16 protein-coding genes are annotated in these 16,136 nt (G+C 64.6%); 13 read left to right on the top strand and 3 right to left on the bottom strand.

Annotation, left to right across the window (positions count from 1 at the left end; all coding sequences use genetic code 11):
• Nucleotides 1–5: 5 nt before the first annotated feature.
• From aroA to AC1RQG_RS06435, 12 genes are all read left to right on the top strand, one after another.
• Nucleotides 6–1,337: a 3-phosphoshikimate 1-carboxyvinyltransferase gene (gene aroA, locus AC1RQG_RS06490; RefSeq protein ID WP_493129508.1), complete on the top strand. Its 1,332-nt coding sequence runs from the start codon at nt 6–8 to the stop codon at nt 1,335–1,337.
• Nucleotides 1,338–1,348: 11 nt separating this feature from the next.
• On the top strand, nt 1,349–2,017 hold the full coding sequence (gene cmk / locus AC1RQG_RS06485) for a (d)CMP kinase (RefSeq protein ID WP_493129506.1): 669 nt from the start codon (nt 1,349–1,351) through the stop codon (nt 2,015–2,017).
• Between the two features lie 167 nt (nt 2,018–2,184).
• Entirely contained in the window at nt 2,185–3,864 is a 1,680-nt protein-coding gene (rpsA, locus tag AC1RQG_RS06480; RefSeq protein ID WP_493129504.1) for a 30S ribosomal protein S1, read from the top strand.
• An 11-nt stretch (nt 3,865–3,875) separates the two neighbouring features.
• Nucleotides 3,876–4,181 (top strand): integration host factor subunit beta, encoded by a 306-nt coding sequence (locus AC1RQG_RS06475; RefSeq protein ID WP_107141261.1) that lies wholly within the window; start codon nt 3,876–3,878, stop codon nt 4,179–4,181.
• A gap of 124 nt (nt 4,182–4,305) precedes the next feature.
• Complete coding sequence (locus AC1RQG_RS06470; protein ID WP_493129501.1) at nt 4,306–4,611, top strand: LapA family protein; 306 nt, start codon at nt 4,306–4,308, stop codon at nt 4,609–4,611.
• Between the two features lie 45 nt (nt 4,612–4,656).
• Nucleotides 4,657–5,832 carry a lipopolysaccharide assembly protein LapB gene (gene lapB / locus AC1RQG_RS06465; RefSeq protein WP_493129499.1) on the top strand — a complete coding sequence of 392 codons (1,176 nt, stop codon included), beginning with the start codon at nt 4,657–4,659 and terminating at the stop codon, nt 5,830–5,832.
• Between the two features lie 40 nt (nt 5,833–5,872).
• Nucleotides 5,873–7,240, top strand: coding sequence for a UDP-glucose dehydrogenase family protein (locus tag AC1RQG_RS06460; protein WP_493129497.1), 1,368 nt, complete (start codon nt 5,873–5,875; stop codon nt 7,238–7,240).
• 9 nt (nt 7,241–7,249) lie between these two features.
• Nucleotides 7,250–8,194: a D-glycero-beta-D-manno-heptose-7-phosphate kinase gene (gene rfaE1 / locus AC1RQG_RS06455; protein WP_493129495.1), complete on the top strand. Its 945-nt coding sequence runs from the start codon at nt 7,250–7,252 to the stop codon at nt 8,192–8,194.
• A gap of 195 nt (nt 8,195–8,389) precedes the next feature.
• Nucleotides 8,390–8,818, top strand: a complete 429-nt coding sequence (locus AC1RQG_RS06450) for a ComEA family DNA-binding protein (protein WP_493129493.1) — start codon at nt 8,390–8,392, stop codon at nt 8,816–8,818.
• 119 nt (nt 8,819–8,937) lie between these two features.
• Complete coding sequence (locus tag AC1RQG_RS06445) at nt 8,938–10,350, top strand: M28 family peptidase (protein ID WP_493129491.1); 1,413 nt, start codon at nt 8,938–8,940, stop codon at nt 10,348–10,350.
• Nucleotides 10,350–10,751 carry a polymorphic toxin type 43 domain-containing protein gene (locus AC1RQG_RS06440; protein ID WP_493129489.1) on the top strand — a complete coding sequence of 134 codons (402 nt, stop codon included), beginning with the start codon at nt 10,350–10,352 and terminating at the stop codon, nt 10,749–10,751. The genes AC1RQG_RS06445 and AC1RQG_RS06440 overlap by 1 nt, the downstream gene beginning before the upstream one ends.
• Entirely contained in the window at nt 10,748–11,230 is a 483-nt protein-coding gene (locus AC1RQG_RS06435) for a hypothetical protein (protein ID WP_493129487.1), read from the top strand. Before AC1RQG_RS06440 ends, AC1RQG_RS06435 begins: the two co-directional genes overlap by 4 nt.
• Nucleotides 11,231–11,250: 20 nt before the next feature.
• On the opposite strand, the gene AC1RQG_RS06430 is transcribed toward AC1RQG_RS06435, so the two are convergent.
• Nucleotides 11,251–13,020, bottom strand: a complete 1,770-nt coding sequence (locus AC1RQG_RS06430) for an FAD-dependent oxidoreductase (protein ID WP_493129485.1) — start codon at nt 13,018–13,020, stop codon at nt 11,251–11,253.
• Nucleotides 13,021–13,233: 213 nt separating this feature from the next.
• On the opposite strand from AC1RQG_RS06430, the gene cysM reads away from it, so the two are divergent.
• Complete coding sequence (cysM, locus tag AC1RQG_RS06425; RefSeq protein WP_493129483.1) at nt 13,234–14,136, top strand: cysteine synthase CysM; 903 nt, start codon at nt 13,234–13,236, stop codon at nt 14,134–14,136.
• Between the two features lie 73 nt (nt 14,137–14,209).
• Here the strand turns inward: cysM and AC1RQG_RS06420 are convergent, their stop codons facing one another.
• Together AC1RQG_RS06420 and mltB are read right to left on the bottom strand one after the other, a co-directional pair.
• Entirely contained in the window at nt 14,210–14,554 is a 345-nt protein-coding gene (locus AC1RQG_RS06420; RefSeq protein ID WP_493129481.1) for a hypothetical protein, read from the bottom strand.
• Between the two features lie 440 nt (nt 14,555–14,994).
• Nucleotides 14,995–16,134 carry a lytic murein transglycosylase B gene (gene mltB, locus AC1RQG_RS06415; protein ID WP_493129479.1) on the bottom strand — a complete coding sequence of 380 codons (1,140 nt, stop codon included), beginning with the start codon at nt 16,132–16,134 and terminating at the stop codon, nt 14,995–14,997.
• Between the last annotated feature and the right edge of the window lie 2 nt (nt 16,135–16,136).

Below are 16,136 nucleotides of genomic sequence, written 5' to 3'. Positions count from 1 at the left end.
ACCGCATGACGCAGCAAACCACATACCCGCACCACATCGACCTGCAGCCGGTGGCCCATGCCGAAGGCGTGGTGCGCCTGCCCGGCTCGAAGAGCATCTCCAACCGCATCCTGTTGCTGGCCGCGCTGTCCCGGGGCGAAACCCGGGTGGTCGACCTGCTGGCCTCGGACGACACGGCCGTGATGCTGGACTCCCTGCACAAGCTGGGCGTGCAGTGGCGCGAAGAGCCGCAGACGGACGGCCACACGGTGCATGTGGTGCCCGGCGCCGCCGGCGCCTTCCCCAACGCCTCGGCCGATCTGTTCATGGGCAACGCCGGCACCGCCATCCGCCCGCTGACGGCGGCGCTGGCCGTGATCGGCGGCGACTACACGCTGCACGGCGTGCCGCGCATGCACGAGCGTCCGATCGGCGACCTGGTGGACGCGCTCAACGCGGCCGGCACCGCCATCACCTGCACCGGCAATCCTGGCTACCCGCCGCTGCACATCGGGCGCGGCAAGATCCACGCGCGGCGCCTGTCCGTGCGCGGCAACGTGTCGAGCCAGTTCCTGACGGCGCTGCTGATGGTGGCGCCGCTGATGGCGCGCGAGCACGCGATCTCGATCGACGTGGTCGGCGAGCTGATCTCCAAGCCCTACATCGAAATCACGCTGAACCTGATGCGCCGCTTCGGCGTGACGGTGGAGCAGGACGGCTGGTCCTCGTTCACCGTGCAGCCGGGCCAGCAATACCAGAGCCCCGGCACCATCCACGTCGAAGGCGACGCCTCGTCGGCCTCCTACTTCCTGGCCGCCGGCGCCATCGCCGGCGGGCCGGTGCGGGTCGAGGGCGTGGGCCGCGACAGCATCCAGGGCGATGTGCGCTTCGTGGCCGCGCTGGAGCAGATGGGCGCCACCATCACCATGGGCGACAACTGGATCGAGGCGCGCTCGAACGGCGTGCTGAAAGCCATCGACGCCGATTTCAACCACATCCCCGACGCGGCCATGACGATCGCCATCGCGGCCCTGTACGCGGACGGCACCAGCACGCTGCGCAACATCGCCAGCTGGCGCGTGAAGGAAACCGACCGCATCGCCGCCATGGCCACGGAATTGCGCAAGCTGGGCGCGGTGGTGGAGGAGGGGGCCGACTACCTGCGCGTGACGCCGCCGGCCGCGATCACCGCCGCCACCATCGACACCTACGACGACCACCGCATGGCCATGTGCTTCTCGCTGGCGTCGCTGGACGGCGCGGCGCGCAAGGGCAACGCGATGCGCATCAACGACCCCAAGTGCGTGGCCAAGACCTTCCCCGAGTATTTCGCCGCCTTCGCCGCGATCGCTCGTTAATCCCTTAATTTATGACCACAACCAATATCCCCGTCATCGCCATCGACGGCCCCACCGCATCCGGCAAGGGCACCGTCGCGCACCGCGTGGCCGATAGGCTCGGCTTCCACTACCTCGATTCGGGCGCCCTGTACCGCCTGACGGCGCTGTCGGCCCTGCGCCGCGGCACCGATCTCACCGATGAGCACGCGCTGGCCAAGCTGGCCGAGCACCTGGCGTGCAGTTTCTCCGGCGGCGACATCATCCTGGCCCACGAGAACGTGACGGACGCCATCCGCGCCGAGGAGGTGGGCAACACGGCCTCGCGCATCGCGGCCCTGCCGGCCGTGCGCCAGGCCCTGTACGGGCTACAGCTCGGTTTCCGCAAGACGCCGGGCCTGGTGGCCGACGGGCGCGACATGGGCACGGTGATCTTCCCGCACGCCCCGCTCAAGGTGTTTTTGACGGCCAGTGTGGCGGCCCGTGCCGAGCGTCGATATAAGCAATTGATTGAGAAGGGAATTTCTGCTAATATGGAAGACCTTCTGATGGATTTGCAAGCGCGCGACGACCGGGATACGCACCGGGCCATCGCTCCGCTGGTCCCGGCGGAGGGTGCCCATGTGCTCGATACCTCGCAGATCACGGCCGACCAGGCCGTCGAGCAGGTGCTCAAGTGGTATGCGGCGGAAGTGAAATAATTGCAATGTTTGTTGTAAGGCAGCGTGTTGTGCAGCGCTGCTGTTGGTGCTGGAAGCGGGCCTGTGCCGGCCTCCGGCTTGTTACAACCTCAACCCAGTTTAAGTCGCATGGTGCGATCTCTGCTGGCTAACCTAGTGTGAACCCTATGTCTACTGCTACCACCGGTATGGAAAGTTTTGCAGCGCTCTTCGAAGAGTCGCTGTCCCGTCAAGATATGCGCTCCGGCGAAGTGATCTCCGCTGAAGTCGTGCGTCTGGACCACAACTTCGTGATCGTGAACGCTGGTCTGAAATCGGAAGCTTTCATCCCTGTTGAAGAATTCAAGAATGACCACGGCGAACTGGAAGTCAAAGTTGGCGACTTCGTTTCCGTGGCCATCGAATCGCTGGAAAACGGTTTCGGCGATACCATCCTGTCGCGCGACAAGGCCAAGCGCCTGGCGTCGTGGCTGGCCCTGGAAAAGGCCATGGAGTCGGGCGAGATCGTCGTCGGCACCGTCAATGGCAAGGTCAAGGGCGGCCTGACCGTGCTGACCAACGGCATCCGCGCTTTCCTGCCCGGTTCGCTGGTCGACACCCGTCCCGTCAAGGACACCACCCCGTTCGAAGGCAAGACCCTGGAATTCAAGGTCATCAAGCTGGACCGCAAGCGTAACAACGTCGTGCTGTCGCGCCGCGCCGTGATCGAAGCTTCGATGGGCGAAGAGCGCCAGAAGCTGATGGAAACCCTGAAAGAAGGCACGGTTGTGACCGGCGTCGTGAAGAACATCACCGACTACGGCGCGTTCGTGGACCTGGGCGGCATCGACGGCCTGCTGCACATCACCGACCTGGCATGGCGTCGTGTGCGTCACCCATCGGAAGTGCTGACCGTTGGCCAGGAAATCACCGCCAAAGTCCTGAAGTACGATCAGGAAAAGAACCGCGTGTCCCTGGGCGTGAAGCAACTGGGCGACGATCCTTGGACCGGTCTGTCCCGTCGTTACCCACAAGGCACCCGTCTGTTCGGCAAAGTCACCAACCTGACCGACTACGGCGCGTTCGTGGAAGTGGAACAGGGCATCGAAGGTCTGGTGCACGTGTCCGAAATGGACTGGACCAACAAGAACGTCGCTCCTAACAAAGTTGTCCAACTGGGCGACGAAGTGGAAGTCATGGTTCTGGAGATCGACGAAGAGCGTCGCCGTATTTCGCTGGGCATGAAGCAGTGCAAAGCGAACCCATGGGATGACTTCGGCGTGACCCACAAGAAGGGCGACAAGGTCCGTGGCGCCATCAAGTCGATCACCGACTTCGGCGTGTTCATCGGCCTGGCTGGCAACATCGACGGCCTGGTGCACCTGTCCGACCTGTCGTGGACCGAGTCCGGCGAAGAAGCCGTGCGCAAGTTCAAGAAGGGCGACGAGCTGGAAGCCATCGTGCTGGCCATCGACGTCGAGCGCGAGCGCGTTTCCCTGGGCGTGAAGCAGCTGGAAGGCGACCCGTTCAACAACTTCGCCGCCATGAACGACAAAGGTTCGCTGGTGTCGGGCACTGTGAAATCGGTTGAGCCTAAGGGCGCCGTGATCCAGCTGTCGGAAGAAGTCGAAGGCTACCTGCGCGCTTCGGAAATCTCGCGTGACCGCGTGGAAGATGCTGGCACCCACCTGAAGGTCGGCGACACCGTCGAAGCCCTGGTGATCAACATCGACCGCAAAGCCCGCAGCATCCAACTGTCGATCAAAGCGAAAGACAGCGCGGAAACCGCGGAAGCCATGCAGAAGATGGCCGCCACCGACAACAACGCAGCTTCGGGCACCACCAGCCTGGGCGCGCTGCTGAAGGCCAAGCTCGACACCAAGAACTAAGAATCGCCTAGATGACCAAGTCCGAGTTGATCAACCGCCTGGCTGAGCGCTATTCTCAGCTGGTGGCCAAAGATGCGGAATACGCCGTCAAGACCATTCTCGACGCGATGACCACCGCCCTGGCGAGTGGTCAGCGCATCGAGATCCGCGGTTTTGGCAGCTTTGCCCTCAACAGCCGGCCACCGCGCATAGGACGCAATCCGAAGTCCGGCGACAAGGTGATGGTGCCCGAAAAACGGGTGCCCCACTTCAAGCCGGGCAAGCAGTTGCGCGAGCGGGTCGACGCGATGGTCGGGCAACCGATCATCGAGGACTGAAGCGTCTGAAGGATTCGATGTAAAAAAGCGGCGTCCCTGGATGCCGCTTTTTTTATCCATTTTGTCGTAACCGGATTCTGGTGCCATACTGTCGCTCTTTGAAATCCGGAACAGGAACTGGCTAATGAAATTCATATCCACCATCATTGGATTTGTTCTTTTCGTCTTGTTTTTTGGTTTTGCCCTGAAAAATACCCAGGAAGTGGATCTGCACTTCTTCCTCAATTATGAATTGCGCGGCCCCCTGGTCCTGATGCTGCTCGGCTTCTTCGTGGCCGGCGCCGTCCTCGGCGTGCTGGCGCTCACCCCCACCGTGTTCCGCCACCGGCGCGAGACGAACAAACACAAAACCACCATCGAGACGCTGCAAACGACGGCGCAGCAGGCCACCACCCAGCCGCAGCCCGACAGCGTCAACACCCAGCAGTGATGCCATGGGCATCGCGCACCGACCAACGATCACACAACAACACGCATGGAATTTGAACTCTGGTGGTTACTGGGCATCCCCGTCTTCTTCGGACTGGGCTGGATCGCCGCGCGGGTTGACATCCGCCAACTGGTGTCGGAGTCGCGCAGCCTGCCGCGCGGCTATTTCAAGGGCCTGAACTTCCTGCTCAACGAGCAGCCCGACAAGGCCATCGACGCCTTCATCGAAATCGTCAAGCTGGACCCGGAAACGGCCGACATGCACTTCGCGCTGGGCAACCTGTTCCGCCGCCGCGGCGAGACCGAGCGCGCCATCCGCGTGCACCAGAACCTGCTGTCGCGGCCCGACCTGCCGCAGGAGCAGCAGGTGCACGCCCGCTATGAGCTGGGCATGGACTACCTGAAGGCCGGCCTGCTGGACCGCGCCGAGGAAACCTTCAACCAGCTGCTCGATTCGCAGTACGCGGTGCAGGCGCGGCGCGCGCTGCTGGAGATCTTCCAGCGCGAAAAGGAATGGCCGCGCGCCATCGAGGCCGCGCTGGGCCTGCAGGAGGCGGGCGCCGGCTCGCGCCAGAAGGAGATCGCCCAGTTCTACTGCGAGCTGGCGCAGGACGCGCTGGTGCACATGCACCCCGAGGACGCGCTGCCGCTGCTGGAAAAATCGCTGCAGGCCGACCGCACCAACGTGCGCGCCACGCTGCTGATCGGCGACGCCCAGCTGGCCCAGGGCGACGTGGAAGGCGCGCTGCTGACCTGGCGCCGCGTGGAGCAGCAAAGCGTGCCGCACGTGGCGCTGGTGGCGCAGCGTCTGATGGATGGCTACCGCAAGGTGGGCCGGCCGCAGGAAGGCGTCAACCTGCTCAAGTCCTACCTGGAACAGGCTTCGTCGATCGACCTGATCGAAGTGGTGTTCAAGGCCGTGATCGAGCTTGACGGCGTGGACGCGGCCAAGCAGCTGGTGAGCGCGGAACTGCGCCGCACGCCGACCCTGCTGGGCCTGGACAAGCTGCTCGAAGCGCGCCTGATGGATGCGCCGGCCGCGCTGTGGTCGGAACTGTCGATGGTGAAGAACCTCGTGCATGGCTACACCCAGAAGCTGGCGCGCTACCAGTGCAGCCATTGCGGTTTCAAGGCGCGCCAGTTCTATTGGCAGTGCCCCGGCTGCAGCCGGTGGGAGACCTACCCGCCGCGCCGCACCGAAGAATTGAATGTGATGAATTAACGGGACCGTTGCGGGCCCAATTTTAAGTAGGCGGAACAACATGAAAATCACCATTATCGGCACCGGCTATGTTGGCCTGGTCACGGGCGCCTGCCTGGCGGAGCTGGGCAACGACGTCTTCTGCCTCGACGTCGACGAGCGCAAGATCAATATGCTCAACAGCGGCGGCATCCCGATCCACGAACCGGGCCTGGAAGAAGTGGTGGCGCGCAACCGCGCCGCCGGCCGCCTGCAGTTCTCGACCGACGTGGTGGCCGCCGTGGCCCACGGCACGCTGCAGTTCATCGCCGTCGGCACCCCGCCCGACGAGGACGGCTCGGCCGACCTGCAGTACGTGCTGGCCGCCGCCCGCAACATCGGCAAGCACATGACCGACTACAAGGTGGTGATCGACAAGTCCACCGTCCCGGTGGGCACGGCCGACCGCGTCAAGGCCGCCGTGCAGGCCGAGCTGGACGCGCGCGGCGTGAGCGCGCAGTTCTCGGTCGTCTCCAACCCCGAGTTCCTGAAAGAGGGCGCGGCCGTGGAGGACTTCATGCGTCCGGACCGCATCGTGATCGGCTGCGACGACACGCCCGAAGGCGAGCGCGCCCACAGCCTGATGAAAAAGCTCTACACGCCATTCAACCGCAACCACGAGCGCACCTTCTGGATGGACGTGCGCTCGGCCGAATTCACCAAGTACGCCGCCAACGCCATGCTGGCCACCCGCATCTCGTTCATGAACGAACTGGCCAACCTGGCCGACGAGGTGGGCGCCGACATCGAGGCCGTCCGCCACGGCATCGGCTCCGACCCGCGCATCGGCCACAGCTTCCTGTACGCGGGCGCCGGCTACGGCGGCTCGTGCTTCCCGAAAGACGTGCAGGCGCTGGAGCGCACGGCGCGCCAGTACGACCAGGACTTGCTGATCCTGCGCGCGGTGGAAGCGGTCAACGACAAGCAGAAGCTGGTGCTGGGCAAAAAGGTCAACGCGCGCTTCGGCGACGACTTGAACGGCAAGCACTTCGCCGTCTGGGGCCTGGCCTTCAAGCCCAACACGGACGACATGCGCGAAGCGCCGGCCCGCGTGCTGCTGCGCCAGCTGCTCGACAGCGGCGCCACGGTGGCCGTGTACGACCCGGTGGCGATGGACGAGGCGCGCCGCGTGCTGGCGCTCGACTTTAACGCGGCCGAACTGGCGCGCATCCGCTTCGCCGCCAGCCCGATGGACACGCTGACGGGCGCCGACGCGCTGGTCATCGTCACGGAATGGAAGGCGTTCCGCAGCCCCGACTTCGACCGCATCAAGGCCAGCCTGAAGAACGCCGTCATCTTCGACGGCCGCAACCTGTTCGAACCGGAAGTGATGGCCGAAGCGGGCTTCGAATACCACGGCATCGGCCGTTCCATCCACACCCGCGTGTAAGAGGTGGCAGTGAGTACCAATGTAGCGACCTACAAGGGCCCGGCGCTGGACCAGGTGCGCATCCTGGTGGTGGGCGACGTGATGCTGGACCGTTACTGGTTCGGTGACGTCAGCCGCATTTCGCCGGAAGCGCCGGTGCCCATCGTGCGCATCGAGAAACGCGAAGCGCGCCTGGGCGGCGCCGCCAACGTGGCGCGCAACGCCGCCGCGCTGGGCGCCCACGCCGGCCTGCTGGGCGTGGTGGGCGCCGACGAGGCGGGCGCGGAGGTGGAGCAGATGCTGCAGGACGGCGGCATCCGCAGCTATCTGAAGCGCGACGAAGCCATCTCCACCATCATCAAGCTGCGCGTGATCGGCCGCCAGCAGCAGATGGTGCGCATCGACTTCGAGGAGCCGCCGACGGACGCCGTGCTGCGCGACAAACTGGTGCAATTCCAGACCCTGCTGCCCGATTACGACGTGATCGTGCTGTCGGACTACGCCAAGGGCAGCCTGGTGAACGTGGCCGACATGATCGCCGCCGCGCGCGCGGCCGGCAAGGTGGTGATGGTCGACCCCAAGGGCGACGACTTCACGCGCTACGCGGGCGCCACCGTCCTCACGCCCAACAAGTCCGAAATGCGCCGCATCGTCGGCAGCTGGAACAGCGAGGAGCAGTTGACGGCCAAGGCGCAGCAGTTGCGCAGCGAACTGAAACTGGACGCGCTGCTGCTGACCCGCTCGGAGGAGGGCATGACGCTGTACACCGAACATGAACGCTTCCACATGCCGGCCGCCGCGCGCGAGGTGTTCGACGTCTCCGGCGCCGGCGACACGGTGATCGCCACCATGGCCGCCATGCTGGGCGCCGGCGAAGGGTGGCAGAAGGCGGTGGAGACGGCCAACCGGGCCGGCGGCATCGTGGTGGGCAAGCTGGGCACGGCCACCGTCACGCGCGAGGAATTGTTCGGCTGACCCGATCCGCCCCCCCCAAAAAAACAGGACGGGACGTAACGCACTCAAATGTGTTACGTCCCGTTTTGTTTTTCGGCTTTGCGCCGGCGCATGCCGGTGTTGTCATTTTGCTGTCAACCGCCGCGCGGCTTGGCCGTTATAGGAACTCAGGGTGCGTTGCGGCCCTGCTTCCTCACACACTTTGGAGATGACGACATGTTCAAGAAACTATTGCTGGCGGTTGCTACCCTGATTGCGACGATGAGCTTTGCGTTTGCGCAGGTCGATGTCAACAAGGCCGATGCGGCCGCACTCGATTCGGTCAAGGGCATCGGCCCGGCCAAGTCCAAGGCCATCATCGAGGAGCGCACCAAGGGCGGCGACTTCAAGGACTGGGCCGACCTGGAGAAGCGCGTCAAGGGTATCGGTGAAAAGAGTGCCATGAAACTGTCCGAAGCGGGTCTGCAAGTGAACGGTAAGGCCAAGGAAGGTGCACCGGCCAAGCCGATGGCTGCCAGCACCAAGCCGGCACCGGCCGCGAAGGGCGCCAAGTCCATGCCAGCTTCTGCGTCCGCTTCGGCCATGGCGTCCGGCTCCGCTTCGGCCGAGTCCAAGGCCGAGTCCAAGACCAAGGCCAAGAAGTAAGCCGCGCACACCGCGCCTGCCACCCCGCCAGCGCGAGCTTGCGGGGTTTTTTGTATCTGGCGGCAATATAAGTTGCCTTCTGTGCGAAGATGATGCGTTCCCCTGACAGGAGAGTCCAGATGAACCACCGCATCGCCACCCGCTCCAGCTTATTCCTGCTGGCCACCATCCTGGCCGGCACCTCCTACGCCGCAGCCGCGCCTGCATCCGAGCCCTCATCCGGCTCCGCATCCGGGCCCGACTTGCAGCGCCACCAGCCCCAGATCGACCAGATCGTCGGCCAGATTTCACCCCAGCGCATCGAAGATTACATCCGCAAGCTGGTCGGTTTCAAGACGCGCCACACCATGTCCGACACCGTGTCCGACACGGAGGGCATCGGCGCCGCGCGGCGCTGGATCAAGGCGGAACTGGAGCGTTGCGGCGCGGCCGACGGCGGTCGCCTGCAGGTCGCGTTCGACAGCCACATCTCGCCCGTTTCGGCCCGCATCAGCAAACCGACGGAAGTGGTGAACGTGGTGGCCACCTTGCCCGGCACGCAGTCCGCGTCCACCGCGCGCACGTACGTGGTCAGCGGCCATTACGACTCGCGCAACAGCGACATCATGGACGCCAGCGGCGCCGCCCCCGGCGCCAACGACGACGCCTCAGGCACGGCCGCCGTGATGGAGATGGCGTGCGTGATGGCGCGCCACCATTTCGACGCCACGCTGGTCTTCATGACGGTGGCGGGCGAGGAGCAGGGCTTGCTGGGCGCGACCCATTGGGCCGAGCAGGCCGCCGCGCGCAAGCTCGACATCGCCGGCATGTTCACCAACGACATCATCGGCAGTTCGCACGACGAGCACGGCAAGCGCGATAACAGCCAGGTGCGCCTGTTCGCGGAAGGCTTGCCGGTGCAGAAGGAAAACAGCCCGGTCGTGCGCACCCTCGTGCAGACGGGCGGCGAGAACGATTCGCTGTCGCGCCAGCTGGCGCGGGCCGTGAAGGCGGCCGGCGAGCGCTATGTGCCAGGCTTCAAGGTCAACATCATCCAGCGCCGCGACCGGTATTTGCGCGGCGGCGACCACATGCCGTTCCTGGAGCGCGGCTACGCGGCATTGCGCTTCACGGAGCCGGCCGAGGATTTCTCGCACCAGCACCAGGACCTGCGCACGGAGAACGGCAAGGTCTACGGCGACCTGCCGCAGTTCGACGACTACGACTACATCGCCCGCGTGGCGCGCGTGAACGCGGCGGCGCTGGCCTCGCTGGCGCTGGCGCCGGCCGCGCCGCGCCAGGTGCAGGTGCGCACGGCGCAGCTGGAAAACGACACGGCGCTGCTGTGGCAGCCCAACGCCGAGCCTGACCTGGCCGGCTACCGCGTCGTCTGGCGCGCGACGGACGCGCCGGACTGGCAAGGCGCGCAATTCGTCGGCAAGGCCACGGAATACCGCGTGCCGCTGTCGAAGGACAATTACTACTTCGGCGTGCAGGCCATCGACCAGGACGGCAACGTCAGCCCGGCCAGCTACCCCACACCGCTACGCTGATGGCTACCGGCTGGCCTGGAACAGGCGGTTCAGGCCCGCTGGCAGGGATGATAGGCATAACGGATGACACGTCCGTCGGCGCATTGCGTCGATATAGGCCGAAGGGTGGTGGTGTGGAATTTGTCTACGATCCGGAGCGCGCGCGACTGGTCACAGGTCGGCCCCGAAATTCGGGGTTGGCCGGATCGCCACACCAGCAACTTGCGCGTGCCATAGGTGTGCCAGATACCCGGGCTGTGGGCGGCATATTGCGGCGACGTGAAGATGGCGCATTTCTGACGACGGAAGAGAGCGGCCATTATGGCGCCAACTGGAACACCAATATTCGGCTGCGCTTCATTACTTGGCTTGAGAACAGGACGGGTGAGCGGGTGTATCATATCCTGTGGAGGGTGAAATGAGCTTTCTACAATCACCACAGCAGCCCACGAGTGCAGCCTTTTGCTGGCTGTTGACGATAGCTCGTCGGCGGCTGGGCGTCCACATTCGTGATGGCTGGTGTGTCGAGCTCGATGGACAGGCAGAGCTGCTGGACGAGGAATATAAGTGCGTGCATTTGCTGCCTGTGCTGGAAATAGCCCCCGCCGCTTTCGCTAACCAATTGCAGTTGGCTGAACTAGCCTATCCAGCATACGCCGCAAGCATAAGGGCGTTCCCGAAACAAATGCTGTTGAAGCATGTATTTCATGCTTCCGTCTCGGGATATTGGCCGGCGCGGGCCTTGGATTGGCTGGCCGGCGATAGCGCATCGCAATCAGCGCTCAAGCTGGAGCTGGATGCGTTCACGCGAGACAAGAACATGCCGCAGGCATTAAGGCATAGAGCGCGCAAAATGCTGCTAAGTGTGTCCGCAGAAGAATGTCAGCCGGTCATCCCATAAGATCGACAAGCGACTAATCGTTATCGACTATCGGCGTCCACCGGCAGATTGGCCAGGAAGGCGTGGATCTGCGCCACCACGGCGGCGCCTTCGCCCACTGCCGCCGCCACCCGTTTGGTGGAGCCGGCCCGCACGTCGCCGATGGCGAACACGCCCGGCACGCTGGTCTCCAGCGCGGCGCGCGCGGGCAGCTCGGGCGGGTAGATGCCTCGCTCGAAATTGGCGCGGCACTGGGCGCGCGCCACGTCGAAGCCGGTGCGGATGAAGCCGTGTTCGTCCACTTCCACGCCGCAGTCGCCCAGCCAGCCCGTGTTGGGATCGGCGCCGATGAACAGGAACACCCGGCACACGTCGTAATCATTCTCCTCGCCGCTCAGGCGGTGGCGGATGCGCACCTGCTGCAGGCCGTCGTCGTCGCCCTCCAGCGCCACGATCTCCGTGTGCGTGTGCAGCACGATGTTGGGCGTGGCCGCGATCCGTTCGATCAGGTAGCTCGACATGGTGGCCGCCAAGCCTTCGCCGCGCACCAGCATGTGGACCCGCGACGCGTGCCCGGCCAGGAACACCGCCGCCTGGCCGGCCGAGTTGCCGCCGCCCACCAGTACGATCTCCTCCGTCTTGCACAGCTTGGCCTCGATCGGCGAGGCCCAGTAGTACACGCCGCGTCCCTCGAACTGGCGCAAATTGGCCAGCGATGGCCGGCGGTAGCGCGCGCCGCACGACAGCACGACAGTGCGCGCAAGCAGGCGCTGGCCGCTGCCGCACATCTCCACCTGCAGCGGATAGGTGTCGCAAATGAGCTTGCCGGCCGGCGCCGGGATGGCCACTTCGACCCCGAACTTCTGGGCCTGCACATAGGCGCGTCCGGCCAGCGCCCGGCCCGACACGCCGGTGGGGAAGCCCAGGTAGTTTTCGATGCGGGCGCTGGCCGCCGCCTGGCCGCCGAAGGCCCGCGTCTCCAGCGCCAGCACGGACAGGCCCTCGGACGCCGCGTACACGGCCGTGGCCAGCCCGGCCGGCCCGGCTCCGACCACGATCACATCCCACACCTTGTCGCTGCTCAGTTCAGGCAGCATGCCCAGGCAGCGGCCCAGATCGACCACGCTGGGGTTCTTCTTCACCACGCCGTCCGGGCACACGACCAGCGGCCAGTCCTCCGGCTGCGGATGGTAATGCTCGGCCAGCGCGGCCGCCTGCGCGTCCGTCTCCAGGTCCAGCACGGAGTGGGGATGGCCGTTGGCGGCCATGAAGCTTTGCAGCGCGTGCACGCGGCCGTGACCGCGCGGGCCGACGATGACGGGGCCGCCCGAGTTCACCTCGATCAATCCCACGCGGCGCAGGATCAGCGCGCGCACGATGCGCTCGCCCAGTTCCGCCTCCGCGATCACCAGCGCGCGCAGCCCTTCGGACGGAATCACCAGCACGTCCACGGCGCCGATGGCGGTGCCGTTGCCCAGCGACGGCCGGCCCGACAACTGGGCCACCTCGCCGCTGAACTGGCCGGGGCCATGCTCGGTGATGAGCGAGGTGTTGCCGAGGCCGTCGTGGCGGCTGACGGCGATGCGCCCGGCCAGCACCAGCATCAGGCCGAAGCTGGTGCGGCCCGCTTCGAACACATGGTCGCCATCGGCGAAGTGGCGGACGTGGCCGAAGCGGTGCATGCGTTTGATCTCGGATGCGCTCAGCACGGGGAAGATCTGGTGCCGGCGCGATTCGATGTCGAGCTTGCCGGCGGGGACGGGCTCGTCCTGTGCGTTGTCGGGCGTGAAATCGAGCGGGTTGGCGGCCATGGCGGTTCCGGAAAAGGGGCGGGAGGTGGAGCAAGTCTAGCGCAAGCGGCGCCGCCGCGCCAAAAACTTGCAACCCATGCAAGCTAGTTGGTGGACAGCGCGATGATACCTGCGTGACGCGCACCTTGTGCCGCCGTCGCCGCCCGGCCCGGAAATACGCGCAATGCCATCTCGGATTAAAATGCTTGTTTTAGTGAACTCAGGCTCAAGACGATGGCTTACAAGACTCTGGCAGACACAATCGGCAACACGCCGCTGGTGCAGCTCACGCGCATTCCCGGCGCGGACGCGGCCGCACGCAACAACATCATCCTCGGCAAGTTGGAAGGCAACAATCCGGCCGGCTCCGTCAAGGACCGGGCCGCCATGTCCATGCTGCTGCACGCCGAGGAGCGGGGCCAGGTCAAGCCGGGCGACACGCTGATCGAGGCGACCAGCGGCAACACCGGCATCGCGCTGGCCATGGCGGCCGCGCTGCGCGGCTACAAGATGCTGTTGCTGATGCCGGAGAACCTGAGCCTGGAGCGGCGCCAGAGCATGGCCGCCTACGGCGCCCAGATCCTGCTGACGCCCAAGACGGGCGGCATGGAATACGCGCGCGACCTGGCCGAGCAGATGCAAAAGGATGGCAAGGGCGTCATCCTCGACCAGTTCGGCAACTTCGATAATTCGCGCGCCCACTACGAAGGCACGGGGCCGGAAATCTGGCGCGACACCAACGGCCAGGTCACCCACTTCGTCAGCGCCATGGGCACCACGGGCACCATCATGGGCGTGTCGCACTACCTGAAGGAACAGAATCCCGACGTGTGCATCGTCGGCGCGCAGCCGGAGGAGGGTTCGCAGATCCCCGGCATCCGCAAATGGCCGGAAGCCTACCTGCCGAAAATCTACGACAAGTCGCGGGTGGATCAGATCGAGTATGTGACGCAAGCCGCGGCTGAGCGCATGGCGCGCCGCCTGGCGGCGGAGGAAGGCATATTCTGCGGGATTTCGGCAGCTGGTGCCTGCGAGATCGCGTTGCGGATCTCTCAAACGGTGGAGAACGCCACCATCGTGTTCATCGTGTGCGACCGCGGCGACCGCTATCTGTCGACAGGCGTGTTTCCGGCCTGACGACAACAACTCCTGCCCTCGCCCCCACGCGAGGGGAGGGTACGCCTACGGTGACGACAGCCAGGGACTGCGATCAGCCCTGGTTGTTGTTGCCGCCCGATTCGCCTTCTTTAGGCTTGAACTGCTTATCGCTGATGCGGAACTTGTTGCGGCGGTCGCCCATCAAGTAGCGCAGGTCACGGATACTCAGATCGCTCACCTCGTGCATGCGGATCAGCAGCGAAGCGCCGACCGGCAGACGGTGGTGACGGATCTTGCTGATCACGGGCGGCGCCACTTCCAGCGCGCGCGACAGGGCCGCGTCGTTCTTCAGACGCAGGTTTTCGATCAGCGTATCCAGCAGACGGTTCGGGTTGTACTGCAGCAGATCATCGCCTTCCGAATCGTTATTCATATCGATGCCGACTTGGTTTGTCATGATGATGTTTGTTCCTTCTGAAAGTAGTCCTGCAAAGTAAAAAACACTCGGAGCTCGCTCTTGCTGCGTACATGTTCATCCTTCACCAAGGAACGATTTCACACACGGACGGATTCCGCTACAACAAGTTTCATAATATATACACAATTGTACAACAGCGAGCTTTTCTATGCTCAAAAGCAACAAAAAAATCACATTGCCCTAAGTTATTGTTGTCCCGCTGCAACATTGTGTGAGAATTATACACCTTCTCCTGTGTTAAGCTGCCTGTGCCTCAATTCAATTGTATCGCCATAGTTGATTATAAGGCAATTTTTATTTGTTGCCGCACGATATATGGTCGCTGCCCCGGTCTGTGGCGCGGCACCAGACCGCAGTTTCCCAGTGTCAACTACAAGATACTGCGGGCAAGAGCATAGTTCAACTGTCTTTACGGTTCCTTACATTCCCCCGCCCCGCGACAGGCGCACGGCCCGTCCCAGTTCCACCACCGACATCGCATAGAAATAGCTGCGGTTGTACTGCGTGATGGCGTAGAAGTTATTGGTCGCGACCCAGTATTCGGTGGGATCGGCGCCGTTCTGCAAGTCCACCAGGCCAAAGACCATGCCAGGCGGCAATGCTGATGTGGTGCTGACACCGGCCGCCGTCAAGTCCTGGGCGGGAAATTTTGCCGCCAGCCCCTGGTTGATCATGTTCTCCCAGGCCCGGTTGGGCGACACCTCGGCCGCGTACACGAGCGGGCCCGGATCGTCGCGCCGCCAGCCGTGCGCCGTCAGGAAGGCGGCCACGCTGCCGATGGCGTCGCCGCTCGAGCCGAGCAGGTCGACCTTGCCGTTGCCGTCGAAATCGACCGCGTACTTGACGATGCTGCTGGGCATGAACTGCGGCATGCCGACGGCGCCCGCGTACGAGCCGCGCAGCGACAGCGGATCGATGCCGTTCTGGCGCGCGAACAGCAAGGTGGCCTCCAGCTCGCTGCGGAAGAAGGCCATGCGCTCCTCGCGCGCCGGCGCCTCCGGATACGAGAACGCCAGCGTGGTCAGCGCGTCGAGCACGCGGAAGCGGCCCGTGTTGCGGCCGTACACGGTTTCCACGCCGATGATGCCGACCAGGATCTCGGCCGGCACGCCGTACAGCGCCTCGGCCCGCGCCAGCGCGTCCTGGTTCTCGTTCCAGAACTTGACGCCGGCGTCGATGCGCACCGGGTCGATGAACAGCTTGCTGTACGCTTGCCAGTTCTTGGGCTTGCCCGGCGGCGCCGGTTTGATCAGCTGCACCGCCGCGTCCACATAGCGCACCTGGCTCATCAGCGTGTCCAGCGCGGCGCGGTCGAAGCCGTCGCGCGTGGCCAGGTCGTCGAGGAAGGCGCGCACGTCCTTCCATTCGCCGAAGTTGACGTATTCGCCCACGTAATCGACGGGCGGCGGGCCCTTCTTCTTGACCAGCTTGGCTTTCTTGTGGCGCTGGCTGGCCGGCAGTTTATAGCCGTAGGGGTCGACGGCGGCCTGGGCCAGCGGCGCGGCCGCCAGTAGCAGGGCCAGCATCCAGCGGGCGGGGGAACGGGACAGGGACGGCATGA

Source organism: Rugamonas sp. GW822-FHT03B10, from assembly GCF_058801745.1.
This window is presented reverse-complemented; position numbering and strand designations above follow the sequence as displayed.